Below are 23152 nucleotides of genomic sequence, written 5' to 3'. Positions count from 1 at the left end.
GATGGGCTCCTGCGTACTCTGCGAGGATCACGGGGCTGTCCGTGTCGTCGCGCTGAACAGGCCTGCCAAACGCAACGCCATCGATCTCGAGCTGCGGGTCGTCCTGGCGCAGCGGCTGGAAGCCGCGATGGCCGATCCTCAGATCCGCGCCATAGTGCTGACCGGTCACGGCGGAACCTTCTGCGCCGGTGGTGACATCTCGACGATGCGCAGGCAACCATCGGAGCAGACGGTACCGAGGGCCGAGGCCGCGCAACGGGTCGTGCGGGCCGTCTGGACTGGTGGGAAGCCGGTGATCGCCGCGGTCGAAGGGTTCGCCTTCGGTGCGGGGACGGCGCTCGCCCTCGCTTGTGATCGGATTGTCGCCTCGAACGACAGCGTGTTCAGCACGACCTTCACCGGCGTGGGGCTCGCCGGTGATATGGGCATCTTCGCCTCCTTACCGGCTCGGGTGGGTGCTGCCCAAGCACGTCAGCTGATGCTTTTTCCCCGTCGTCTCCCCGGAGAACAGGCCTATCACCTTGGAATGCTCGACGAGCTTGTCGAGCCGGGGCATGCACTCGAACGGGCTGTCGAGGAAGCGGGAAGCGTCGCGGAAGGCCCTCCGTTGGCACTGGCCGAGATCAAGCGGATGCTCGCGGCCTGGCCAAGGGATCCGCTGGCGGTCCTCGAGGATGAGGTGCGAACACAGGCGGAGCTGTTCGACACCGAGGATTTCGAGGAAGGCGTGGCCGCCTTTCACGAACACCGTAAACCCGTTTTCCGGGGACGTTGAACGCGACGGTGCGGTTCACCGCAGACGGGGCAATTCCGCGCTCTCCGGGGCGCGGTTGAGGGCGATCTCGCCGGTCAAAGGGCAGCAGCCGAACCGACGGATGCGTGTGGGTCCATGGGAGAGGCACCAAGCCCCGGCTCGTTGCCTGTTCACGGAGCCGCGGGCGTCGCCGCGTATGACGTTCGGCATGTATCGAATCGGAAGGACAGTCCGGTCGGTCCCGAGCCGGTGGAGCCGCGACCGTGCCACGGCGGATCGGCACGCGTCTCCCTGTCGAGCCCTGGGTTGGGGGCGGGGAGCGAGCTGTCTCCATCGCGGGCTTGCGAAGTCGGGCCACAGTACTTAATCTAATTACGATTAATAACGGAGGTTGTCGTGAGTTCGGATGTGGAACAGCGCCGTTCTCGAATCCGGCGAGAGTTCGAGGTATGGGAGCCGCGCACGCTCGACTCCTGGTTGGAGCGCTGCGCCACGATATTCCATGATCGCCCCTTCGTCATCACCGACGAGCGCTCACTCACCTATGGTGAGACGCGATGTTGGATGCGCAGGCTCGCCGACGGTCTCGCGGCGCTCGGGGTGCGTCCCGGTTCGCGCGTCGGCCTGCTCTCGGCGAATTATCTGGAGTTCGTGCCGTTGAAGTTCGCCATCGCTGCCGCCGGTGCGGTGGCGATTCCATTCAACTACCTTTATCGCCAGGACGAACTGTCGTATGTGCTGGCGCAGTCGGAATGCTCGGTGCTGATCACGATGACCCGGTTCGGCGAGCTCGATTATCTCGCGATGTTGGACGAGATCGCGCCAGGCTGGGAGACCGGTTCGTGTGATTCGCTTCCGGCGTTGCGTCATGTCGTCACGTTCGACACCGGTGGCGGTGCGCGCGAAGGCGTTCGCACCATCGAGGGGCTGGGTGAACTCGGTGACGGCGCCCCCGGTCTGGCGGAGAACACGGTGAAACCGGATGACGTGGGCGACATGCTCTACACCTCCGGTACCACCGGCTCGCCGAAGGGTGTGCTCGTCAGTCATGACGCCGTCTTGCGTACAGCGTATGCCTCGGCCTTGACCAGGGCCTTCGAGGACGGCCGCAAGATCCTTTTCTCTCTTCCCTGCTATCACATGTTCGGTTATATCGAGGGACTGCTCGCGGCAACCGTGGTCGGCGGGGCTGTCGTGCTGCAGCCGTCCTTCGACGCGGTGCGCTACTTCGAGGGGATCCAGCGGCACAAGGTCACAGACATCCTGTGCGTACCGACGATGACGGTGGCGCTGCTCGAACACCCGCGCCGGAACGAGTACGACCTTTCCTCGCTTTCGGCCATTCTCTCCGGTGCGGCACCTGCTCCGGTTTGGCTGTGGAGCCAGGTTCGCGAGGCATTCGGTGTGGACGAGATCGTGACGGGGTACGGAATGACCGAGTGTGGTGGTGCGATGACGCTGACCCTGCCCGAAGACGAGCTCGCGCTGACCTCGGAGACGGCCGGTCGTCCCAAACTCGCCGGATCCGCTGGCGTGGCGGGCGAAGACGCGATCACCGTGTACAAAACCGTGGATCCGGTGACCGGTGACGATCTTCCGAGTGGCAGTGAAGGGGAACTCGCCTCACAGGGGCCGACGAACATGCTCGGTTTCTGGCGTAAGCCGGTGGAAACCGGCGAGGCGCTACGGGACGGCTGGGTCCTTTCCGGTGATCTCGGCAGGATCCGCGATGACGGCTACATCGAGATAACCGGCCGCAGTAAGGAACTGTACAAAAGCGGCGGAGAACTGATCATGCCGAAAGAGATCGAGGATGTCCTTGCGGTTCATCCGGCGATCAGCCAGGTGTTCGCCGTCGGGGTCCCGGATTCACGGTGGGGTGACGCGGGCTGCGTGTGTATTGTCCCCGCACCAGGCGAACGGATCGATACCAACGAGATCCTCACCATCTGCAAGCGGAAACTGGCCAGGTTCAAGGTGCCCAAGCATGTGCTCGTGCTGGATGCCTCGGAACTGCCCACGACTCCGACAGGCAAGGTGCAGAAGTTCCGGCTGACGCAGTGGGCCAGACACCGACTCGCCGAAGAAAACGATGATCGTGGGAAGAAGGTGGACGCGTGAGCGCCACGACCTCTCGGGCCGGTCGCACGACGGCCGGAATCGACTACTCGAAGCTCATTCAACCGGACCGTGTGCACGGTTCGCTCTATACGGACCCGGCGATTTTTGCCGAGGAGCTGGAGCGCATCTGGTACCAGGGATGGGTCTATGTCGGGCACACCAGCGAAGTTCCCGAGCCCGGCGATTATGTACGCAAGAGCATCGGCCCGCAGGACCTGGTGATGACCAGGGACAAGGACGGACAGGTCCACTTGCTGCTGAACCGTTGTGCGCACCGGGGCAACCTTGTCTGCGAGGATGCGCGCGGGAATTCGAACTCGTTTCGCTGTCCGTATCACGGCTGGACCTACCGGAACAACGGCCAGCTGCTGGGTTACCCGTATAACCAGGGTTACGGCGGCAAAGGCAAGCTCGACCTCGCCATGGGCAGTGTCCCGCGTGTCGAGTCCTACCGTGGTTTCGTATTCGGAAGCTTCGCGCACGACGGCCCCAGTCTCGCCGAACATCTCGGTCCCGCGGCCGGTGAGATCGATCGTCTCGCGGCGCTGTCCCCGGAAGGAGAGATCGAACTCAACGCGGGCTGGCTCAAGCACCGGACCCGTGCCAACTGGAAGTTGCTCGCCGAGAACGAGACCGATGGATATCATCCCCAGTTCGTGCACGGTTCGATTTTCAGCGTCACGGGGAGCCCCATCGGGGCCCTCTACAGCGACAAGTCGACAGCGGTCACCCGCAATCTCGGTCACGGACACAGCGAGAACGACCTGCGCCCGGAATTCCGGAATTTCGCGGAGCCCATGCGCTGGTTCGGGACTACGGAATCGCGCGTCCCGGAGTATGTCGCGGCGATGCGCGCGGCGTACGGCGACGATGCCGAGCGGATCCTCATCGAAGGCGCTCCGCACGTGATGATCTTCCCCAATCTGTTCATTGCGGAGATCCAGGTCTTCGTGATCCAGCCGATCGCGGTGAACGAATGCATCCAGCATGCCACCGCGGTGCAGCTGCGCGGTGCGCCGGAGCTGAACAAGCGGATGGTGTCCCAGTCGATCGGTTCGGTGGGGCCCGCCGGAATGCTGTTGGCCGACGACACCGAAATGTATGAACGCAACCAACACGGCGTGGAGCAGCTCCGGCCAGAATGGCTCGATCTCAGCCGGGGGATGAAGCGCGAACGGGTCGACGAGCGAGGACTCACGATCGGCACCGCGACTGACGAAACCGGAATGCGCGGATTCTGGTCCAACTACAAGCAATTGATGGAGGAAGGTCGGTGAACGGGACGACCGAGCAAGAACTACGTAGTATAGAACTGTTCTTGTACCGTGAGGCGCGCTATGCCGACGAGCACGACTATGACGCGTGGGAGGCACTGTGGACCGACGACGCGCTCTATTGGGTTCCTGCGGACGAGGACGCGAACGACCCGCGCACACAGGTCTCGGTGATCTACGACAATCGAAACCGGATTTCGACGAGGCTCAAACAGCTGCGCACCGGTAAGCGATATTCGCAGTCACCGCCGTCGAATCTGCGTCGCCTGCTCACCAACATCGAAGTATTGGGTGTCGACAAGGGAGACACCGTCGTCGGCGCGAATTTCTTCGTTGCCGAGTCGCGAGAGCGCGGAACACAGTTCTGGGCCGGCAGAGTCACCTATCATCTGCGGATCGTCGATGGCGAGTTCCGCATGTCCTACAAGAAGGTCAAATTGGTCGACAGCGACCGCGCCCTGCCGACGATGGCTTTCCTGATCTGATTGGTTCCCTTGCACAGCCAGGAGTTTGTTCCATGAACGACAAGAACGTCCACGGCGTCGTGATCGGCAGCGAGTTCGCCGAGATCGGTGTCATCGTGGACGATGAGGGGAACGGTCCGCGGCTTCGCCTCGAGGACCGTCGCACCGGCCGGGTGCGCCACGTCGACGCGCTGGAGCTCGAAGCGATCATCTGGCTGCCCGAGGGGCATCTGCGCCAGTTGCTCGATCCCTCGGCGGACCGCTGGCGAGAAGACATCGGCCGATGAACGAAGTGCCCCTCGAGCAACTCGATCTGGCCCACTACGTGCACGACGGTGACACCATTGTATGGGGGCAGGCGTGCGCCGAACCATGCAGCCTTACCGAGCTGCTTGTCCGTCAGCGAGCGGAGATCGGCTCGGTGCGCTGTTTCGTGGGTATCCCGGCCACCCGGACCATGCTGGCTGAACACGCCGACCACATTCGGTTCGTCTCGTACTGCGCAAGTGGGGCCAACCGGGAACTGGCCGAGGCGGGCGTCCTGGACGTGCTCCCGGTGCATTACTCGACGCTGCCCCAGCTGCTGAGTACGGGATCGCTACACGCCGATGTGGTGATGCTGCAGCTGCCGCCTGCCGATGAATCCGGTCGTTATTCGCTCGGTCTCGCCGATGACTACGTCTCGGCGGCGATCGGCACGGCTCGCGTCGTGATCGCGGAGGTGAACGATCGGTTGCCGTGGATCTGCGGAGCACGGACCTTGGACACCGGTGAGCTCGACGTGGTGGTGCACACGTCCCGTGCACCCGCACAGCTGCCTACGCGCCGGGGCAACGAGACCATGCGGAGCATCGCCGCGCACGCCGCCGATCTGATCGGAGACGGGGCGACGCTGCAGTTCGGTATAGGTGCCCTCCCCGAGGCGGTACTGGCCGAACTGACCGACCGGCGGGCGCTCGGAATCCATTCCGGTCTGCTCAACGACACCGCCGCCGAGCTCATGGAGGCAGGGGTGGTCACCAACGAGCGTAAGAACATCGATTCCGGCAAGACGGTCGCCGGTGTCCTGATGGGCACGACGAAGTTGTTCCGGTTCGCCGAGCGCAACAGCGCCGTCGTAGTGCGAGAGACCGGATACACCCACGATCCGGCCGTGCTGGCCGGGCAGGACAGGTTCACGGCGATCAATTCCGCCGTCGAGGTGGATTTGACCGGCCAGGTCAACGCCGAATCCGTGAGCGGACGTTATGTGGGAGCCGTCGGAGGATCGGCGGACTTCCTGCGCGGCGCCGCGCGTTCGCGCGGCGGGGTGCCGATCGTCGTGCTGCCCGCGACCGCTGGTGCGAACAGCAGGATCGTGACGCGCCTTTCCGGGCCGGTCAGTGTCGCGCGATCCGACGCCGCCGTGATCGTGACGGAGTTCGGTGTGGCGGATCTGCGCGGTCAACCGCTGCGGGCCAGGCAGGAGCACATGCTGGCTATCGCGCACCCGGAGCACCGCCGTGCCTTGGAAGCAGCCATCGAGGGACAAGGAGCAGTGGCATGAGGCGAGCCGCGATCGTCAGCCCGTTGCGGACACCGGTCGGGGCCTTCGGGGCAACCCTGCGCCCGATTCCGGCACAGGATCTGGCCGCTACGGTGGTGCGTGGCCTTGTCGACCGCTCCGGTGTCGATCCGGAATGGATCGAGGATGTCGTGTTCGCCCAGTCGTATGCGAACTCGGAGGCTCCGTGTATCGGCAGATGGGCGGCCCTTCATGCCGGGCTGCCGATCGAAGTCCCCGGGACACAGACGGATCGCCGTTGTGGCGGCGGTCTGCAGGCGGTCGTGACGGCGGCGATGATGGTGCAAACGGGCGTCGCGGATGTCGTTTTGGCCGGTGGTGTCGAGAGCATGAGCAATATCGAGCACTACACCACCGGTATGCGCTGGGGAAGCCGTTCGGGCAACGTCGCGCTCTACGACCGTCTCGACCGTGGTAGGCAGCGTTCGCAGCCGGAATGGCGATTCGGTCCCATCAGCGGCATGGTCGAGACCGCGGAGAATGTAGTGGACCGTCAGGGGATCACCAGGGAACAGTCAGATGCCCTGGCCGCCGCGAGTCATCAGCGTGCCGCCACGGCACAGCGCGAGGGGCTCTTCGACGCCGAGATCGTGTCCGTGGAGGTGCCGCAGCGCAAGGGCGAGCCGGTGTCGTTCGCGCGAGACGAGGGGATTCGCCCGGACTGTACGGCCGACGCGCTCTCCCGGCTGCCCACCGTGCTGCCTGGTGGGACGGTCACCGCGGGCAACGCAAGCCAGCAGAACGATGCGGCGGCCGCATGTCTCGTGGTCGCTGAGGACCGCCTTGGCGAACTCGGCCTGCGGCCGATGGGTTTTCTACGTGGCTGGACGGTGGTCGGTTGTGACCCCGCGATGATGGGGCTGGGTCCGGTGCGTGCGGTCACCAAGCTGCTGGACCGTACGAAGGTCACCTTCGACGAGCTGGACCTTGTGGAGATCAACGAGGCGTTCGCCGGTCAGGTGCTCGGCGTGCTGAAGGGGTGGGGCCTACGGCCCGGCGAACTCGATGACCGCCTCAACGTCAACGGTTCCGGTATCTCGCTTGGTCATCCGATCGGCGCCACCGGAGTGCGGATCCTGAGCACGATGCTGCACGAGCTGGGGCGCAGGAAGGGGCGATTGGCCCTGGAGACCATGTGTATCGGTGGAGGACAGGGAATGGCTGCTTTGTTCGAGGGAGCGTCCGCATGAGCGGCAAAGGGATCCTCGCGTATGCCTCGCACCTGCCCGTGGGACGGTTGTGGCTCGACGAGCTCGGTGCGGCGCTGGGGACCGGGGCCGGGTCCGGCACTCGGCCGGTGGCCTCGTTCGACGAGGACAGCACGACGATGGGGGTCGAGGCGGCTTCGGCACTGCTGCACGCGCATCCGGCCGAACCCGGTTCGGTCTATTTCGCGACGAGCTCTCCCGTGTATGCGGACAAGACGAACGCGACAACGGTTCATGCCGCCGTCGCTTTGCCGGAAACGGGGTTCGCCGCGGATGTCGCGGGATCGGCGCGCTCGGGCGTCGCGGCTTGCCGCGCCGCGGCGTCCTGCGACGGCCTCGCGGTATTGGCCGATATTCGGACCGGCAAGCCGGGTTCGGTGGACGAAAGCGCCGGAGCCGATGGCTCGGTCGCGCTACTTTTCGGGCCCGCGAGTGATTCTCTCGCCGAGATCCGGCAACAGCACTCGCTCTCGGTCGAAATACTCGATCGATGGCGCGAACCGGGATCGATGGCGGCCGCACAGTGGGAGGAGCGGTTCGGATTCGAAGCGTACCTGCCGCTGCTGCGTCGGGTGGCGATGCGAGTACTGGACGCGGAAGGCATCGAACAGGCCGACCATGTCGTGCTCACCTCCCCCAATCGCGAGATCCGCAAGCGCGGCGTCAAGGTGGTGACCGGAACGCTGTCCACCGAGACCACGGTGGCCGGGCATGCCGGTGCCGCGGATGTCGGCCTGGCGATTGCCGATGCTCTCGACCGGGCCGAACCGGGCGAGACGATTCTGGTGCTGCAGGCCGCCGACGGCTGCGACGCACTGCTCCTGCGCACGACGAGCTTACTGGCCGACCGGCGTCAGCCCACTCCCTTGCGGGCGCGGCTCGGGCAGGGGAACAAGGTCTCCTACCTGACCTACCTGAGCTGGCGTGGGTGGTTGGAGCGCGAACCCCCGCGCCGGCCCGAACCGGAGCGCCCCGCGGGGCCGCCGAGCGCGCGCGGCCGCGCGTGGAAGTTCTCCTTCACCGGAAGCGTGTGCGCCTCGTGTGAGTTCGTGCACCTGCCGCCGGCGAGGGTGTGCAAGCGCTGTGGATCAAGCGCTCCGATGGCAAGCAGGTCCCTGGCCGGTGCCGGGGCGACGGTGGCGACCTACACCGTCGATCGGCTCGCGTTCTCGCCATCACCACCGCTGGTCGAGGCCGTCGTCGATTTCGACGGTGGCGGGCGCTACACCCTGGAAGTGGCGGATGCGCAGCAGGATGCTCTCGCCGTCGGGACCAGGGTCGGGCTCTCCTTCCGGCGGTTGTTCACCGCGGGCGGTGTGCACAACTACTTCTGGAAAGCGCGAGTGCCCGCGGACGGTGCCGCTTCCGGAGTTGAGCAGGAGCATTCGGATGGAGGACGACAGTGAGCAGCAGGGGAATATGTGACCGGGTGGCGGTCGTCGGGATGGGGTGCACCCCTTTCGGCGAACACTGGTCGTCCTCGGCAGAGGATTTGCTGGTGGATGCGGCCGAGGAAGTGCTCGCTGGTGCCCGCATCGCGAACCAGGATATCGACGCGTACTGGCTCGGTACGCTGGGTTCCGGGCAATCCGGTCTGACGTTGAGCCGTGCTCTCTCGGTCGACTACAAGCCGGTGACCAGAGTGGAGAACTACTGCGCGACGGGCTCGGAGGCGTTCCGCAACGCCTGCTACGCGGTGGCTTCCGGAGCCTATGACCGAGTTCTCGCCGTGGGCGTGGAGAAGCTCAAGGATTCCGGGTTCTCCGGACTGCTTCGTTCGGACCCGCCGGGAGACGGCACCGCCGCGGAGCTGAGTCTGACGGCCCCGGCGGCTTTCTCCTTGCTGGACCCGGCCTATTGCGCGCGTTACGGCGTGGATTCGGCCGATGTGCGCGCGGCTATGACTCATATCGCGTGGAAGAACCACGAGAACGGTTCCCGCAACCCGAAGGCGCAGTATCGGTCTCCGGTCAGCAAGGAGAAAATCGAGCAAGCACCGGTGGTCGCGGGCAGACTCGGCGTACTGGACTGTTCCGGTGTCTCGGATGGGGCCGCCGCCGCGCTGATCGTCCGGGCCGAGCATGCGGCGGATTACACCGATCGCCCGATGTATGTGAAGGGGCTCTCGCTCGCGGCCGGGCCGGCGCGAGGAGCGATGGATCCAGATTATGACTATACGACGTTCCCGGAGGTCGTGCACAGCGTGCGCGATGCGTTGCGGCAGGCGGGGGTGGGTGACCCGAGAGAGGAACTTTCCCTTGCCGAGGTACACGATTGCTTCACACCGACCGAGCTCGTGCTGATGGAGGACATGGGGTTCGCCGAGCGGGGGCAGGCGTGGAAAGACATCCTGGAGGGGGCCTTCGAGCTCGACGGTAAGCTACCGGTGAACCCCGACGGGGGGCTGAAATCCTTCGGCCATCCGGTCGGGGCGAGCGGACTGCGAATGCTCTACGAATGCTGGCTCCAGTTCCGTGGTGAGGCAGGCCGTCGCCAGCTGCCGGATCCGAGGCTCGCCCTGACCCATAACCTCGGGGGTCGGCCGGGAAACTGCGTGTCCTTCGTCTCGGTCGTGGGGTCTGAACCGACCATGTGACTTGACGCGGACACAATTTTTTATTTATATTAAATTCATTAATGATGGAGGTTGCGTGGTGGGACCCAAGGATGCGGTGAATCCGGTCCGAGCACGTGAACTCGCGGCCGGGCTCTACCGTGCACTGGCTTCGGGTGATCGCGACGAGCTGGACCGGTTGCTGCACCCTGAATTCGTTGGGCGGGCGACCGAAGGGCTGCCCGGTTCACTCGGCGGGACCTACCAGGGCCCCGATGCCATGCGGCGCCGATTCTGGGGCGGCATCGCCCGGCGGTTCACGGCCCGCGCCGAGCCGGAGAGCTTCGTCATGCTCGAAGACGGCAGGCTGCTGGTCGGCGGGCGCTACACCGGCACGGCGAACAGCACGGGCGCCGAGCTCGACGCGGAGTTTCTGCACCTGCTTTCGTTCGCCGAGGGGCGGATCGTCGCGCTTTCCCAGCTGACCGACAGCGCGCGCTGGGAACGGGCGCTCGAAGGTGAGGGCGAGACGCTGGAAGCCGTCGAGTTCAGCGTCGACGATGGGCTGGCCACGATTCGGCTCAACCGGCCGGATGCCGGTAACGCGCTGAACCAGCAAGCCGCGGATGAACTGTACGAAGTGGCCACGCGCTGCGCCGCGCGCACCGACCTGCGGGCCCTGCTGATCATCGGATCGGGGTCACGGTTCTCGGTGGGCGGTGACATCGCCGAGTTCCAGAGCCCTGGTGGCAGCAGGGGTATGGCCGAAGTGCTGCGGCGGATGACGACTCCGTACCACGATGCCCTGGCGATCATTCACGAACTCGACGTTCCCGTTATCGCCGCGGTGCATGGCGCGGTGGCCGGAGGAGGCCTCGGGTTGGTGCACGTGGCCGATATCGTCTTCGCGGCGGAGGGGACCCGCTTCGCCACCGGCTTCTGCGCGCTCGGGCTCTCGGGGGATGGCGGCAACTCGTGGTTTCTGCCGCGGCTGGTCGGCATGCGCAAGGCCGTCGAGCTGTATTTCGAGCAGCGGGTACTCGATGCGCATGAGGCCGAACAGTGGGGGCTGGTTTCGCATGTGGTGCCCGCCGAGGAGCTTGCCGAACGGTCGAGGGAGCTGGCCGTCCGGCTGGCCGCCGGGCCGACCAAAGCGTACGCCGAGATTCGGCAACTACTGCACGCGTGCTGGGCTTCGGGGCTGACCGAACAGCTTTCCGCGGAAATCGAGGCGATCGCGCGCGCCGGAGCGACAGACGACGCCGCGGCTGCGGTGCAGGCCTTTCTGGCCAAGTCAACACCCACGTTCGAAGGACGATAAGCATGGCAGGACTGGTCGTCGACGGTGAGGACCACCGGCTGATCCGGGAGAGTACGGCGAAGATCGCGGCGAAGTACGGCCGCGAGTATTTCGTGGAGCGCGCCGAGAAGGGCGAGCACATCGACGAGCTCTGGAATGAGCTCGGCGAGGCCGGACTGCTCGGTGTGCATCTGCCCGAGGGATCCGGCGGCGGTGGGGCGGGGCTCGCCGAGCTTGCCGTGGTGATCGAAGAACTCGCGGCGCATGGGCTGCCGCTGCTGATCGGGGTCATCTCTCCGGCGATCTGCGGTTCGATCATCGCCGCGCACGGCTCGGTGGACCTGAAAAGCCGATGGCTGCCGGGACTTGCCGACGGGTCGAGGAAGATGGCTTTCGCGTTGACCGAACCCGATGCCGGATCCAACAGCCACAACATCAAGACCGGTGCACGCAGGGACGGTGACGGCTGGGTCGTCTCTGGCGGAAAGTACTATATCTCGGCGGCCGATGAGTGCGAGGCGCTGCTGCTGGTCGCCGCCGACGCGGACGCCCCCGCGGACAGGCGAAGGCCGTTGTCGTTGTTCGTCGTGCCGAAGGACGCGCCCGGTGTCAGCCTGCAGCGGATCGATACGGCGCTGGTCTCCCCGGACCGGCAGTTCACCGTGTTCCTCGACCAGGTGCGGCTGGGCCCCGAAACACTGATCGGCGAGGCGGGTCAAGGACTGCGCCAGGTGTTCGCGGGCCTGAACCCGGAGCGGATCCTCGCTGCGGCGATCTGTACCGGGGTCGGCCGGTACGCCGTGGCGAGGGCGGCCGAGTACGCGTGTTCCCGGCAGGTGTGGGCGAGTCCGATCGGAGCGCACCAGGGAATCGCGCATCCTCTCGCCGAAGCACATATCTCGGTCGAGCTCGCCAGACTCGCCGTCATGCGGGCGGCGGAGTTGTTCGACACCGGTGAGCAGGCGGCGGAGGCGGCCAACATCGCGAAATTCGCTGCTTCCGAGGCCTCGCTCAAAGCCCTCGACCAGTCCATCCAGACTCACGGCGGGAATGGTCTTTCCCGGGAATATGGGCTCGCCGATCTGTGGTTCGTCACGCGGCTCATGCGCACCGCTCCGGTGAGCAGGGAGATGGTCCTGAACTTCGTGGCCCAGCACAGCCTCCGGCTGCCCGATTCGTACTAGATCGAAGGAGAAAAAATGCCTGGAGTTGCAGATCGCGTTGTCATCGTGACCGGCGCTGGCGGCGGGCTGGGGAGGCGCTACGCCCTGCTACTCGCCGGCTCCGGAGCACGGGTAGTGGTCAACGACCTTGGCGGGGCCCGGGATGGCTCGGGTAATGGCACGGCGATGGCCGACGGCGTCGTCGACGAGATCCGCGCGGCCGGTGGTGAGGCGGTCGCCAGCTATGCCAGTGTAGCGACGGAATCGGGAGCGGCGAGCATCGTCGAGGATGCCGTACGTGCTTTCGGCCGGGTCGACGGGCTGGTGAGCAATGCGGGCATCCTGCGCGACAGGGCATTCCACAAGATGTCAACGCAAGACTGGGACTCGGTGATCCAGGTCCACCTCTACGGTGGATTCCATATGGCGAAGGCGGTCTGGCCGCATTTTCGCGAGCAGGGGCATGGCCGCATCGTCGTTGCTACCTCGACCAGCGGGGTGTACGGCAACTTCGGCCAGGCGAACTACGGATCCGCGAAGGCCGGGCTGATCGGCTTGATCAATACGCTGGCCATCGAAGGGCGCAAACACGGAATCCTCGCCAATGCGGTGGCGCCGATGGCCGCCACCCGGATGACCGAGGACGTTGCGCCACAGGAGTTACTCGACAAGCTGCCCGCCGAACAGGTCGCCCCGATCGTTGGCTATCTCATCAGCGACGAGTGCACGGACACCGGCACGGTGCTTGTAGCCGGGGGAGGGCAGGTGCACCGCGTGCAGTACTTCCAGTCCAAGGGCGTCACTTTCGGCGATACACCGACGGTCCAGGAGGTCGCTCGTCGCTGGCCGGAGATCACCGATATGGACGCTTCCGTTCCGGGCACGAACCCGGTTGGTTGAGAGGAGGAACGTTGGCCAGTACGGAGCATTCGTTCGATGCCCTGGTCGTCGGTGCCGGTGCGGGTGGACTGTTCACCGCAGCACGACTGTCCCACCTCGGTTACCGGACGCTGGTGGTCGAGCGGCTGGAGCATCTCGGCGGTCGCGCGTCCACCCGGGACATCGACGGTTTCAAGGTGAACAACGGTGCGATCGTCATCGAGGTCGAGGGCATCACCGAGCAGACGTTCGAGGAGGTCGGCGCCAAATTCGACATTCGAAGGCCGGATCCGCCCATCCTGTACCGGATCGGTGCAAAGGATGTGGACGTCACCGGTGGTGGCTGGGGCTTTCTGCTCTCGAAGCTGACACGGCAGGGAGCGAAACTCGTCAAGGGGCTCGGTGCGGCGCGTAACGACGAGGGGCTTCCCGAGAACGAGCTTTCCACGGCCGAGTGGGTCGCCAAGTACACGAAAAACGAGTCGGTACACGGAATCTTCCGGAACATGTGTGGTTCGGTATTCGCCGTGGGTTCCGAAGAGCTTCCCGCACGGGTGTTCCTGACTTATTTCACGAGGAAGAGCGCGTTCAAGAAGTTCGGCTTCTGCCCGGAGGGGACCGTCGGAATATGGCGTTCGCTCGCCGAGACGATCACCGCCAACGGCGGCGAGGTGTGGCTTTCCGCCGAGGTCGAGGCGCTGCACATGCGCGATGGCTCGGTCAGCGGCGCGACCGTGCGCAGGAACGGTGAACCGGTCGAGGTGCGGGCCAGCTTCGTGGTCAGCGACGTGGGGCCGGCCGCGACCATCGATCTCGTCGGTCCGCAGCACTTCCCGTCCGACTACCGGAACGCGGTCAGCAAAGGAGACCGTCCGTGCGCGATGATCACCGTCAACTTCGCCAGCAGGGAGCGGTTGGTTCAGGCGCCGGGAATGCTGAGCTTCGCCAATACGCGCAGGCTCTGCTATGTCGCCAATTTCACGGATTCCTGCCCGGAGATGGCACCGCAGGGGTGGCACCTCTACGTGGGTACCGCCGTGCCGAAGCCCGCTGTCGGAGATTTCGACGAGGCAGCCGAGACGGAGCTGCTCTTCGAGGAACTCCGGCAGCAGATTCAGGGATTCGACAACGCCAGGATCCTCTCGACCGAGGTGACTCGGGACGGGTGGCCGCCACAGCGCGCGGTCGCCGGGTTCGACATGTCGCGGACCACTCCCATCGCTAACCTCTGGAACGTCGGAGATGGAGTCAAAGAATACGGAAACGGCGGCACGACGGCATGTGCGGAGACCGCGAAGCTCGTCGTGGACGAGATCCTCGCGGGCTACCCGCTCGCTGGGCGGTCCTGATCGAGGCGACAATGAGGAGTCAACGATGAAGATCATCGTCGATCGGTGCAAATGCACGGGGCTTGGGATCTGCGAATCACTCGCACCCGATGTTTTCGAAGTGGACGACAACGGCGATCTGGAGCTGAAGTCCGAGCTGGTTCCCGACGGGCAACTGACCGATGTGCAGGACGCGGTAGCCGGTTGTCCGACCGAGGCGCTCCGGATCGAGGAAGACTGATCGCTTGTGCCGATGGCCTGCACGGGGTCGGCATCGTGGAGTGGAAAGGGATGGGATGGCGCGAAAGAACCTGGTCGTCGTGGGCGCCTCACTGGCCGGTCTGCGAGCTGTCGAAGCCGCGCGGAATAGCGGCTTCGACGGTTCGATCACGCTTGTCGGCGCCGAGGAGCATCTGCCTTATGATCGGCCGCCGCTTTCCAAGGCCTATCTGGACTGGAACGAACCCGGGGCAGAGCCGGAATCGACCACGTTCCGCACGGAATCGGCGCTGCGGGAGGACATGAACGTGCGGCTGGTGCTCGGCCGGAAGGCGACCGGCCTCGACATCGAGCGGAAACGCGTCCTCTTGGACGGAACGTCACTGGACTACGACGCTCTGGTGCTGGCGACAGGGGCCCGCGCGAGGACATTCCCCGGTTCGGAGCGGCTGCGCGGGGTGCATACGCTGCGCACTCTCGATGATGCGGTGGCCGTCCGCTCCGCGCTCGACGAAGGTGCGCGGACCGTTGTGATCGGTGCCGGGTTCATCGGCTCGGAGGTTGCGGCCGGTGCGCGCAAACGAGGACTCGACGTCACGGTGGTCGAGGCTTCTCCGACACCACTGGCCAGGGCGGTCGGCTCGGCGATGGGGAGTGCCTGCGTAGCACTGCACCATCGCAACGGTACGGATCTGCGCTGCGGCGTGGGAGTGGACGCGATCGAAGGCGAACGCGGTGTGGAGCGGGTCGTTCTCTCCGACGGGACGGCCATTCCCGCGGATCTCGTCGTCGTCGGAATCGGGGCCGATCCGTGTACCGAGTGGCTCGAGGGATCGGGACTGCGGCTGGACGACGGCGTGCTCTGCGACCAGCACCTGTCCGCGGGTGCCGACGGGGTTTTCGCAGCCGGCGATGTCGTACGCTGGCACAACGCGCTGTTCGACCGGCCGATGCGGCTCGAGCACTGGACCAGTGCCGCCGAACAGGGTGCGGTCGCCGCACGCAACGCGATCGACCCCGGTTCGGCCAAGGCCTACCAGACGGTGCCCTATTTCTGGTCCGACTGGTACGACAGCCGAATCCAATTCGTCGGCGTGCCGGACGCCGATGAGGTTCGCATAGTGGAGGGCGATCCGGTACGGGACGAGCGTGTGGTGGCGCTCTATCGTCGTGGGGACCGGCTGGTCGGCGTGCTGACGATCAACGGCCAGAACGTGATCATGAAATATCGAGCTCTCATCATGAAACGCACCTGCTGGGACGATGCGAACACCTTCGCCGAAAGCCGGGCGCGGGTACGAGCCCAGTCCCGATGAGGTGTGCGCGCTACTTCTTCCCCCGTCCCGGCCGGGACGGGGGGCTCGCCTGTTCCGATTCCGGCTGGACGGACAAGCCACCGCGCACCAAGGACTTCGCGGTCCGGATCACGTGATCGAGGGAGCCGCGGCGGGGATTCCACCATTCCGCCGCCCAGTTGAGTGCACCCATCACCAGCATCCGCGCTGCGCGCTGATCGAGATCACCGCGCAGCTGGCCGCTGCGTTTCGCGTCCCGGAACAGCTTACGCCAGATGTCACCGTACCGATTGGCTTCTGCGGTATAGCGAACGCGGATGTTGTCCGGTATCTGTCCGGCATTGCGAATGGCCGCGGTGGTGTAGTCCGATATCTCCAACTGGTACCGCAGGTGTTCTTCCACCGCAGCGTCGATCCTGTCAAGGGGATCGGTGTCCGATGGCAGCGCGTCGAGCTGAGCTTGGACGTGCTCCCCCATACTGGCAATACCCGACCACATCACTTCTTCGATGAGGTCTTCTCGGGAAGGGAAGTAATAGTAGATCGCCGGCGCCTGAATCTCGGCCACGTCCGCGACATCCGTGAGCCGGGTACCGGCGTATCCCTTTCGGCTGAGCACGTGTGCCGCCGCATCCAGGATTCGTTGACGTGTGCGCGCCGACTTGGAACTGTGCTCGTCGGTCGTCTCAGCCTCAGCCTGAGTGGATTTTCTAGCCACGAATCAATACTAACCTGTGGTGACCGCACTTTGTCGTCACCTGGTCACCTCGGTACCAGATAACACCTCTTCGGAGGATCTCCGCGGTGATCACATTCGGCTCGGTCCACGTCTGCACCGCGCCGGGCGCGCTGAGCGGGTACCGGGGAGCGTGTGCACGGTCGCACTTGGTCGCTGTGGATAGGCACGGCGTCGATCGCCCTGACTGTGATGGTCGGGTCGAGGCCCGACCGAGTCCCTGTCCGTACCGCAGCGCTGTCGGTCCCGCCCAGCCCTCAGCCGTGCGTGGAGAACCGTCTGCGCGGGAAGCGAGACGAAAGATGCCCCGTGTTTCCACAGCCTGTGGATGGCCCCGGTGACTCGGCCGAGGCGTTCGGATCGCAGTCCTGCTCGATGGACTGGTGGTCCGGGCCCGGTGCGTGGGCCCGCCCGCCTCGGTGCTGTGTGGAGTGAGGGAGGGGCCGGTCACAGCAAGGATCTCCAGTCCTCTAATCGGTGATAAACTTTTCGTGTTCCGCATTGGACGGCGGAATTGGCCGACCGGATGTGGTGATGTATGAGGCGGGAAGCGTTCGAGCAGCCCTCGGACTGGACCGAGCCCGGAGCGCACCCGGTCGCCACAGGGGTCTACCGGATACCGTTGCCACTGCCACTGAGTGGTCTCTCTGCGGTGAACGCCTATGCGGTGGAATCGGCTGACGGCGTGGTGCTGATCGACCCCGGTTGGGCGAGCACGGAGAACGAGCGTATCCTCGGCGAGGCGCTTCGCAGTATCGGCTACCGGTTCGCGGACATCAGCTGCTGCCTGGCTACCCACCACCACTGGGATCACTACACCCAGGCGTACGCCTGGCGCGAGAGGTTCGGAGTCGAGTTGTTCACCGGCCGCGGTGAGCGTTTCAGTATCGAGACCTATGAACGGCAGTCCGGCCGGTTCCCGAACCATCCGGAACTGCTCTATCGCTGTGGCGCCGACGACCTGGCCAGCCGTCTCGCGAATGACTACCTGAGTCCCGAATACGAGGTCGATGTCCCGTTCGGCTCGCCGGACGGCTGGCTTGACGACGGACAGCGTATCCAACTCTCGGGCGGTGAACTCGATGTGTTCGCGACCCCTGGGCACACGCGAGGACACGTGGTGTTCCGGCATCGCGAAGCGGGGATCCTATTTTCCGGGGACCACGTGCTGTCCACGATCACGCCCTCGCTGGGGTTCGAACTGGCTCCCGAACCGCACCCGCTGCGGTCGTTTCTCGCCTCGCTCCGGCTTCTGCTCGCGCAGCCGGACGGACTGCTTCTGCCGGCGCATGGTCACGTGGTAGCGAGCACGCACGCACGGGTCGACGAGCTGCTGCAGCACCATAGGCAACGCCTCGAGGACGTGCGCGTGCTGGTTCATTCCGGTGCCACCACGGCTTATGAAGTGGCGAGGGAACTCCCATGGACTCGGCGCAACCGGCGGCTGGAGAGCCTCGCGGTCGAACACCAGATGTCGGCGGTCATGGAGATCGAGGCACATCTGGACGTGCTGGCCGTGCACGGACTGGTACGGGCCGAGGAGACCCCTTCCCTGCGCAGGTATCTGGTCGCCTGAGCGGGCCCTGTTCGCGCGCTTGGTCCCATACTTGCTGACTTCCACAGCGATGGCGTGGCCGCGATACCCGGAAGGCGACGGCTCTTGGCCCCTGCAATGGCGAGCTTCTCCCCTTTCCCGCTCTTGTACTGCATCTGTCTACAGTGGATTTATCGCGCACGTGCACCGTGTGGCCGGTTACGATTCCGCCGACGTGCGACCGCGGAAACGGACGACCTCGATTGGCCTTTAAGATTGATTAGATTACGTGTATGATCTCGAGGCGTCGTGATTGCCGTCCATCGGCCAATGGAGGTCGACGTTCGTGACCGTTCGGAAGTCCGAGCATGTTCTGCTGCACGAATCCCTGTGGGAGAAAGAGGAATCCTCTCCGCTCGTCGAGCATACGGTCGGCTCCTTGCTCGCCGCGCGTGCGCGGGACTGTCCCGACTCGCCCGCTCTCGTCGGCACGGTATGCGGTACCACGCGGCAGCGGCGGCTGACATACCGGGAACTTCACGCGCAAGCATCGCGGGTCGCGCGCGCACTGCTGCGTATCGCCCGCCCTGGCGAATTCGTAGCTCTCTGGGCGCCCAACGTCCTCGAGTGGCCCATTGTCCAATACGGCGCCGCGTTGGCCGGAATGCGACTGGTTGCGCTGAATCCGGTACTGCGCGCGAGCGAGTTGATATATGCGTTGAATCATTCGGAGTCGAGCGTGCTGATCCATGCGGATCGCAGCCGCGACTACGATCTGGCCGCCGTGGTCTCCGCGGTCCGCGGCGAATGCCCGAATCTGCGCGGTGTGGTCAGCCTGTCCGAGTGGGACAGCTGGCTGGACACCGGCCGGGACTCGACCGAGCTCATAGCCTGCGATCCGGATGATCCGGTGATGCTGCAGTACACCTCGGGTACGACGGGACGGCCGAAGGGAGTACTTCTGCGGCACCGGGCACTGGTCAACGTCGCGAAGCTGACACTGGAGACGGCGGGGGCCGCACCGGGGCTCAGGGCGGTGAACCCGTTACCGATGTTCCACACGGCGGCATGCGTGATCGGCACGCTTGGGCCGCTGTGGCTGGGTGGTTGCGTGCTTCTCATCGAACGGTTCGAACCAGGCATGGTGCTTGATGCCCTCCGCGATGAGGACGCCGAGCTGCTGTTCTTTGTGCCAGCGATACTCGGGGCGATAATTGAGAAAGCGCGCGAATCGGGCGGTTCCGCCTCGAGCCTGCGGATCGTGATGGGTGGCGGTGCCGATGTACCGCGGCCGATGATCGAAGAGGCCGAAAAGTTCTTCGGTGTCGAGGTGTACAACCTTTTCGGCCAGACCGAACTCGCGCCGGTGTTGTCGATGACCCGCTGCGGTGACAGCCACCATGATCTCGTGGGCACGGTCGGCAGACCGCTGCCACAGATCGAATGCAAGATCGTGGACCCTGAGACCGGTCGGACACAGCCACTCGGTACGCCGGGTGAGATATGTGCGCGCGGCTACCAACAGCTGATCGAGTACTTGCACGACCCGGAAGCCACCGCGGACGCCGTCGACACCGATGGCTGGGTGCACACCGGTGACCTCGGCAGTATGGACGAACGCGGAATGATCACCCTGACCGGAAGGGCCAAGGATCTGATCATCCGGGGAGGGGAGAACATCGCTCCGCGCGAGATCGAGTCGTGCCTCGCTGAACACGAAGCGGTCGCCGAGGCCGCGGTGATCGGCGTTCCCGACGAGCTGTGGGGTGAGACCGTCGGGGCCGTCATCCGTCCACGTGGAGAGTCGCGGAAGGGAATGCGCGGAGAACTCGAGGCCTATTGCCGTGATCGGCTCTCGCCGTTCAAGGTTCCCGAACATTGGTTGGTGGCGGAGAAGCTGCCCGTGACCCCTACCGGGAAAATCCGAAAATTCGAGCTGGTCGAGGCCGCCGCCAAGGGGAGGCTGACACGGCTGATGTGAGGGAGCGCTTCCGTGTCGTCCGGCTCCCCGTCAGGTCGGGGAGCCGGACGTATCCGAGACCACCGCGTGACAATGAAGAGGCCATGGTATGCGGCTATTACAAGACTGGCTCGTCGACAGCGTGCCCGGGTTTGAACCGCCTGCCGCTGTCCGGAGAATGGGCGTGGGGCAGTCGAATATCACCTCGCTGATCGAGGACAGTGGGGGGCACAGCTGGGTGCTGCGCCATCCGCCCCCGGGCAGCCATGATCCGAGCGCTCACGACGTCCACCGGGAAGCTCGGGTTCTCAGCGCTCTCGACGGGTCACCGGTTCCGGTGCCCGCCGTGATCGCTACCGGTAGCAACGAAGCAGGTATCACCACTGCGTTCTACGTGATGCAGCGCGTCCCCGGTGTGGTGCTTGCCAGTGAGGACGAGGCTGAGGGGCTTTCCGGCTCCGAACGGCTCCGAGTAAGCGATGACGTGCTCGGTGTGCTCGCCGCATTACATGCGATCCGGCCGGACGAGATCGGCCTCGGCGACCTGGGACGAACGGAAGGCTATCTGGAACGGCAGATAGTCCGTACCGCGCGCAGCTGGGACGAGTGGGGGAAGGAAAGCAAGGCAGCGGTGGTGTGGGAACGATGCCGCACCCGGCTGGCCGCGCGGATGCCCGCGCAGCAGCGGACAGTGATCGTTCACGGGGACTATCGTCTCTCGAACCTCTTGGTCGAGGCGGGGAAGGTGACAGCCGTACTCGATTGGGAACTGTGCACACTCGGCGATCCGCTCGCCGACTTGGCGTGGCTGGTCGATGACTGGCGCTCACCGCTCGAACCGGCGATCGCCATCCCGAGCCCCACCAGGGTGGGCGGGTTCCACGATCGGGAGCACCTGATCGCGGAGTACGGTCAGATGACCGGCCTCGATGTTTCCGAAATCGGATACTACCGCGCCTTCACCCATTGGAAGGCGGCCACGCTGTTGCAAGGCGTGCTGCTGCGGCGGCGCACTGCCCGCAGGGATACATCCCCCTCGGAATCCGAGCTTGAAACGACGATCGAGACCTTGCTGGACGAAGCGCTCGAACTCATGTCAATCGGTTGACCCCAGGAGCCTTGATGCGACCCGAAGACGACTACAACCATCCGGTCGGCGCCGAGCTCAACTTCAATGAGTCGATGTATTTCCATTTCCACGATGCGGTCGTGGAAATGGGCGGCTTCGTGCGGCTGGCCAACCGCCCCAACGAGGGGCGGGGGGAGATGACGGTCTGCCTCTATCTCCCCGACGGCAGACTGGGATTCGCTTATGCCAGACCAGAGGGAAGATCGAACGAGCGCTTCGATGCGGCAGGGATGCGGTTCTCCGTGCGCGAGCCGGGACATCGCATGGATGTGACATTCGCGGGCGAGATATCTGTGCTGGATGACGCGGCACGGCTGGACGACCCTTCCCTCGCGTTCCGATCCAGTCCGCGAATGGTGTGCTCGATCGATCTCACGGTCGACGGGCTCGCCGCACCGTTCGATCACTCCTTCGACGCGAGCGAAGACTCCTTTGCGCCGAATCACTATGAGCAGCTGATCGCAGCGAAGGGAACCCTGGCGCTCGCGGGACGGAGCATACCGATCGAAGGGTACGGCCTGCGCGATCACTCCTGGGGGCCGCGTTCCTGGCAGGCACCGTGGTTCTATCGGTGGATCCACGGGTGTGGTCCCGAGTTCGGTTTCATGGGCGCGTGGTTCGGCAGCCCGCAGGGACCACCGACGCTGGGCGGATTCGTGTGGGACGGTGCAGCCTTGTTCGAGGTCGATTCCCTGGAGATCGGCACCCGGCGAAATGCGCGCGAGGAGCAAGCTGACGTGACCGCGGTGTTGTGCGCGGGTGACAGGGAGTGGAAGATACACGGATCCGCGAAGGCGACCGCGCCACTGCGCAACCGCCGGACCGACGAGCACGGCGAACTGCGAACCACACGGATCGTCGAAGCACTCATGCGCTGGACGCTTCCCGACGGGCGCGTCCTGCAGGGCATGTCCGAGTACCTGGACCAACTCGTGGACGGTCGGCCCGTCGGGCTCGCGGTCTGATCCCGTGAACTCGCCACACTACCCGTGTCATGGCCCAGGTCTCGGAGAAAATTTCACAATGATTCTCGTGTAGTTTTCGTTGGGGTTGAGCCATGTTGAGCTCTCTGGTGAGTGATTGTCGTTTTTGTGCCTGGCGATTCGTGGGCGCATGCCGACCCAGCGATGCCGCCGCGGCCGGTTCGTAGGCAGCGGTTTCCGGCCGGTGGCAGTGTGTCCGCATTCACTCGAGACCGAGGTATCCGGGATGTGAATATGGACGGTAACCGGCCGAGTGCTCGACGAAAGGCCCTTCCGGTGCCGTCTTCGCCGATCCCGGCCAGGTGTGTCAGCTGGTTGGCTCTGGCCCGAGTCCGGTGGTGACGTCGTGTGGTTCAGTCGAGGTGGATGCGGTGGTGTAGGAGTGGGGAAGTTGCGTGTCCGTGCGTCTGCCGCTTGGTCGTTTTCGTTTTGGTGTTCACGCTTTCGGTTCGTCTGTTGTGGAATGGGTAGGTGGGGGTGGTATTGACGGCGTCGCGGTCGAGCTCGAGCCCGTGAGTGATCGCGTGCGGATGGGGGAGATCCTCGCTCCGGGCTTGGTCGATCCAGCCGGTGAGGCGCAATTCGTTGCCGGTTGTGGGGGTCGAAGGGGTAGCGAAGTCGCCGGCGAGACCGGGTAGCGCTGTCGTCTCGGGGCAGGCGGTGTGGACTTCCCCTGAAATCGTGGAG

The 23152-nt window shown here is 65.0% G+C and carries 20 protein-coding genes and 1 pseudogene; 19 read left to right on the top strand and 2 right to left on the bottom strand.

Annotated elements, in window-relative coordinates; all coding sequences use genetic code 11:
* Position 1 precedes the first annotated feature (1 nt).
* The 15 genes from AD72_RS18890 (at position 2) to AD72_RS18820 (ending at position 16144) form a co-directional block, all read left to right on the top strand.
* A complete protein-coding gene (locus AD72_RS18890; protein WP_231644889.1) occupies positions 2-775 on the top strand; it encodes an enoyl-CoA hydratase/isomerase family protein in 774 nt (257 codons plus the stop codon).
* A 375-nt stretch (positions 776-1150) separates the two neighbouring features.
* Positions 1151-2875 (top strand): class I adenylate-forming enzyme family protein, encoded by a 1725-nt coding sequence (locus AD72_RS18885; protein ID WP_020497530.1) that lies wholly within the window; start codon positions 1151-1153, stop codon positions 2873-2875.
* Positions 2872-4152 carry an aromatic ring-hydroxylating oxygenase subunit alpha gene (locus AD72_RS18880; RefSeq protein WP_020497529.1) on the top strand — a complete coding sequence of 427 codons (1281 nt, stop codon included), beginning with the start codon at positions 2872-2874 and terminating at the stop codon, positions 4150-4152. The genes AD72_RS18885 and AD72_RS18880 overlap by 4 nt, the downstream gene beginning before the upstream one ends.
* A complete protein-coding gene (locus AD72_RS18875; protein WP_020497528.1) occupies positions 4149-4634 on the top strand; it encodes an aromatic-ring-hydroxylating dioxygenase subunit beta in 486 nt (161 codons plus the stop codon). The genes AD72_RS18880 and AD72_RS18875 overlap by 4 nt, the downstream gene beginning before the upstream one ends.
* 32 nt (positions 4635-4666) lie before the next feature.
* Positions 4667-4900: a hypothetical protein gene (locus AD72_RS18870; RefSeq protein ID WP_020497527.1), complete on the top strand. Its 234-nt coding sequence runs from the start codon at positions 4667-4669 to the stop codon at positions 4898-4900.
* Positions 4897-6159, top strand: a complete 1263-nt coding sequence (locus tag AD72_RS18865; protein ID WP_020497526.1) for an acetyl-CoA hydrolase/transferase family protein — start codon at positions 4897-4899, stop codon at positions 6157-6159. Before AD72_RS18870 ends, AD72_RS18865 begins: the two co-directional genes overlap by 4 nt.
* Positions 6156-7367 carry an acetyl-CoA C-acetyltransferase gene (locus AD72_RS18860; RefSeq protein ID WP_031467856.1) on the top strand — a complete coding sequence of 404 codons (1212 nt, stop codon included), beginning with the start codon at positions 6156-6158 and terminating at the stop codon, positions 7365-7367. Before AD72_RS18865 ends, AD72_RS18860 begins: the two co-directional genes overlap by 4 nt.
* Positions 7364-8791: an OB-fold domain-containing protein gene (locus AD72_RS18855; protein ID WP_031467855.1), complete on the top strand. Its 1428-nt coding sequence runs from the start codon at positions 7364-7366 to the stop codon at positions 8789-8791. Before AD72_RS18860 ends, AD72_RS18855 begins: the two co-directional genes overlap by 4 nt.
* Positions 8788-9981: an acetyl-CoA acetyltransferase gene (locus AD72_RS18850; RefSeq protein ID WP_031467854.1), complete on the top strand. Its 1194-nt coding sequence runs from the start codon at positions 8788-8790 to the stop codon at positions 9979-9981. The genes AD72_RS18855 and AD72_RS18850 overlap by 4 nt, the downstream gene beginning before the upstream one ends.
* A 1-nt stretch (position 9982) precedes the next feature.
* On the top strand, positions 9983-11260 hold the full coding sequence (locus AD72_RS18845; RefSeq protein WP_231644888.1) for an enoyl-CoA hydratase-related protein: 1278 nt from the start codon (positions 9983-9985) through the stop codon (positions 11258-11260).
* 2 nt (positions 11261-11262) lie between these two features.
* Positions 11263-12423, top strand: a complete 1161-nt coding sequence (locus tag AD72_RS18840; RefSeq protein ID WP_031467852.1) for an acyl-CoA dehydrogenase family protein — start codon at positions 11263-11265, stop codon at positions 12421-12423.
* A 15-nt stretch (positions 12424-12438) separates the two neighbouring features.
* Complete coding sequence (locus AD72_RS18835) at positions 12439-13302, top strand: SDR family oxidoreductase (protein ID WP_026197247.1); 864 nt, start codon at positions 12439-12441, stop codon at positions 13300-13302.
* A gap of 11 nt (positions 13303-13313) precedes the next feature.
* Positions 13314-14630 carry a phytoene desaturase family protein gene (locus AD72_RS18830; RefSeq protein WP_031467851.1) on the top strand — a complete coding sequence of 439 codons (1317 nt, stop codon included), beginning with the start codon at positions 13314-13316 and terminating at the stop codon, positions 14628-14630.
* A gap of 25 nt (positions 14631-14655) precedes the next feature.
* On the top strand, positions 14656-14850 hold the full coding sequence (locus tag AD72_RS18825; RefSeq protein WP_020497518.1) for a ferredoxin: 195 nt from the start codon (positions 14656-14658) through the stop codon (positions 14848-14850).
* 55 nt (positions 14851-14905) lie between these two features.
* Positions 14906-16144, top strand: coding sequence for an NAD(P)/FAD-dependent oxidoreductase (locus AD72_RS18820; RefSeq protein WP_031467850.1), 1239 nt, complete (start codon positions 14906-14908; stop codon positions 16142-16144).
* Between the two features lie 10 nt (positions 16145-16154).
* On the opposite strand, the gene AD72_RS18815 is transcribed toward AD72_RS18820, so the two are convergent.
* The gene (locus tag AD72_RS18815; protein WP_051898770.1) at positions 16155-16841 is read right to left on the bottom strand and encodes a TetR/AcrR family transcriptional regulator; all 687 of its coding nucleotides are present in this window, start codon (positions 16839-16841) and stop codon (positions 16155-16157) included.
* Between the two features lie 556 nt (positions 16842-17397).
* On the opposite strand from AD72_RS18815, the gene AD72_RS18810 reads away from it, so the two are divergent.
* The 4 genes from AD72_RS18810 to AD72_RS18795 all read left to right on the top strand — a co-directional run bounded on the left by AD72_RS18810 (position 17398) and on the right by AD72_RS18795 (position 22447).
* On the top strand, positions 17398-18435 hold the full coding sequence (locus AD72_RS18810) for an MBL fold metallo-hydrolase (protein ID WP_031467848.1): 1038 nt from the start codon (positions 17398-17400) through the stop codon (positions 18433-18435).
* A 304-nt stretch (positions 18436-18739) separates the two neighbouring features.
* Positions 18740-20374, top strand: a complete 1635-nt coding sequence (locus tag AD72_RS18805; RefSeq protein ID WP_020497514.1) for a class I adenylate-forming enzyme family protein — start codon at positions 18740-18742, stop codon at positions 20372-20374.
* An 88-nt stretch (positions 20375-20462) separates the two neighbouring features.
* Positions 20463-21461 (top strand): phosphotransferase family protein, encoded by a 999-nt coding sequence (locus AD72_RS18800; protein WP_082469025.1) that lies wholly within the window; start codon positions 20463-20465, stop codon positions 21459-21461.
* A gap of 107 nt (positions 21462-21568) precedes the next feature.
* Entirely contained in the window at positions 21569-22447 is an 879-nt protein-coding gene (locus AD72_RS18795; protein WP_231644892.1) for a DUF7064 domain-containing protein, read from the top strand.
* 371 nt (positions 22448-22818) lie between these two features.
* Here the strand turns inward: AD72_RS18795 and AD72_RS37640 are convergent.
* Positions 22819-23152 (bottom strand): annotated as a pseudogene (locus AD72_RS37640) (ISL3 family transposase); the annotation flags it as partial.

This window comes from Sciscionella sediminilitoris (assembly GCF_000737195.2).
In the GTDB taxonomy this organism is placed as follows: Bacteria; Actinomycetota; Actinomycetes; order Mycobacteriales; family Pseudonocardiaceae; genus Sciscionella; species Sciscionella sediminilitoris.
Note: the sequence above shows the minus strand (reverse complement) of the source record. Positions and strands in the feature narration are given on the sequence as shown.

Coding starts and splice junctions, on each gene's coding strand:
- AD72_RS18890 (WP_231644889.1), top strand. CDS start 2: ATGGGCTCCTGCGTACTCTGCGAGGATCACGGGGCTGTCCGTGTCGTC.
- AD72_RS18870 (WP_020497527.1), top strand. CDS start 4,667: ATGAACGACAAGAACGTCCACGGCGTCGTGATCGGCAGCGAGTTCGCC.
- AD72_RS18865 (WP_020497526.1), top strand. CDS start 4,897: ATGAACGAAGTGCCCCTCGAGCAACTCGATCTGGCCCACTACGTGCAC.
- AD72_RS18860 (WP_031467856.1), top strand. CDS start 6,156: ATGAGGCGAGCCGCGATCGTCAGCCCGTTGCGGACACCGGTCGGGGCC.
- AD72_RS18855 (WP_031467855.1), top strand. CDS start 7,364: ATGAGCGGCAAAGGGATCCTCGCGTATGCCTCGCACCTGCCCGTGGGA.
- AD72_RS18840 (WP_031467852.1), top strand. CDS start 11,263: ATGGCAGGACTGGTCGTCGACGGTGAGGACCACCGGCTGATCCGGGAG.
- AD72_RS18835 (WP_026197247.1), top strand. CDS start 12,439: ATGCCTGGAGTTGCAGATCGCGTTGTCATCGTGACCGGCGCTGGCGGC.
- AD72_RS18825 (WP_020497518.1), top strand. CDS start 14,656: ATGAAGATCATCGTCGATCGGTGCAAATGCACGGGGCTTGGGATCTGC.
- AD72_RS18820 (WP_031467850.1), top strand. CDS start 14,906: ATGGCGCGAAAGAACCTGGTCGTCGTGGGCGCCTCACTGGCCGGTCTG.
- AD72_RS18810 (WP_031467848.1), top strand. CDS start 17,398: ATGAGGCGGGAAGCGTTCGAGCAGCCCTCGGACTGGACCGAGCCCGGA.
- AD72_RS18800 (WP_082469025.1), top strand. CDS start 20,463: ATGCGGCTATTACAAGACTGGCTCGTCGACAGCGTGCCCGGGTTTGAA.
- AD72_RS18795 (WP_231644892.1), top strand. CDS start 21,569: ATGGGCGGCTTCGTGCGGCTGGCCAACCGCCCCAACGAGGGGCGGGGG.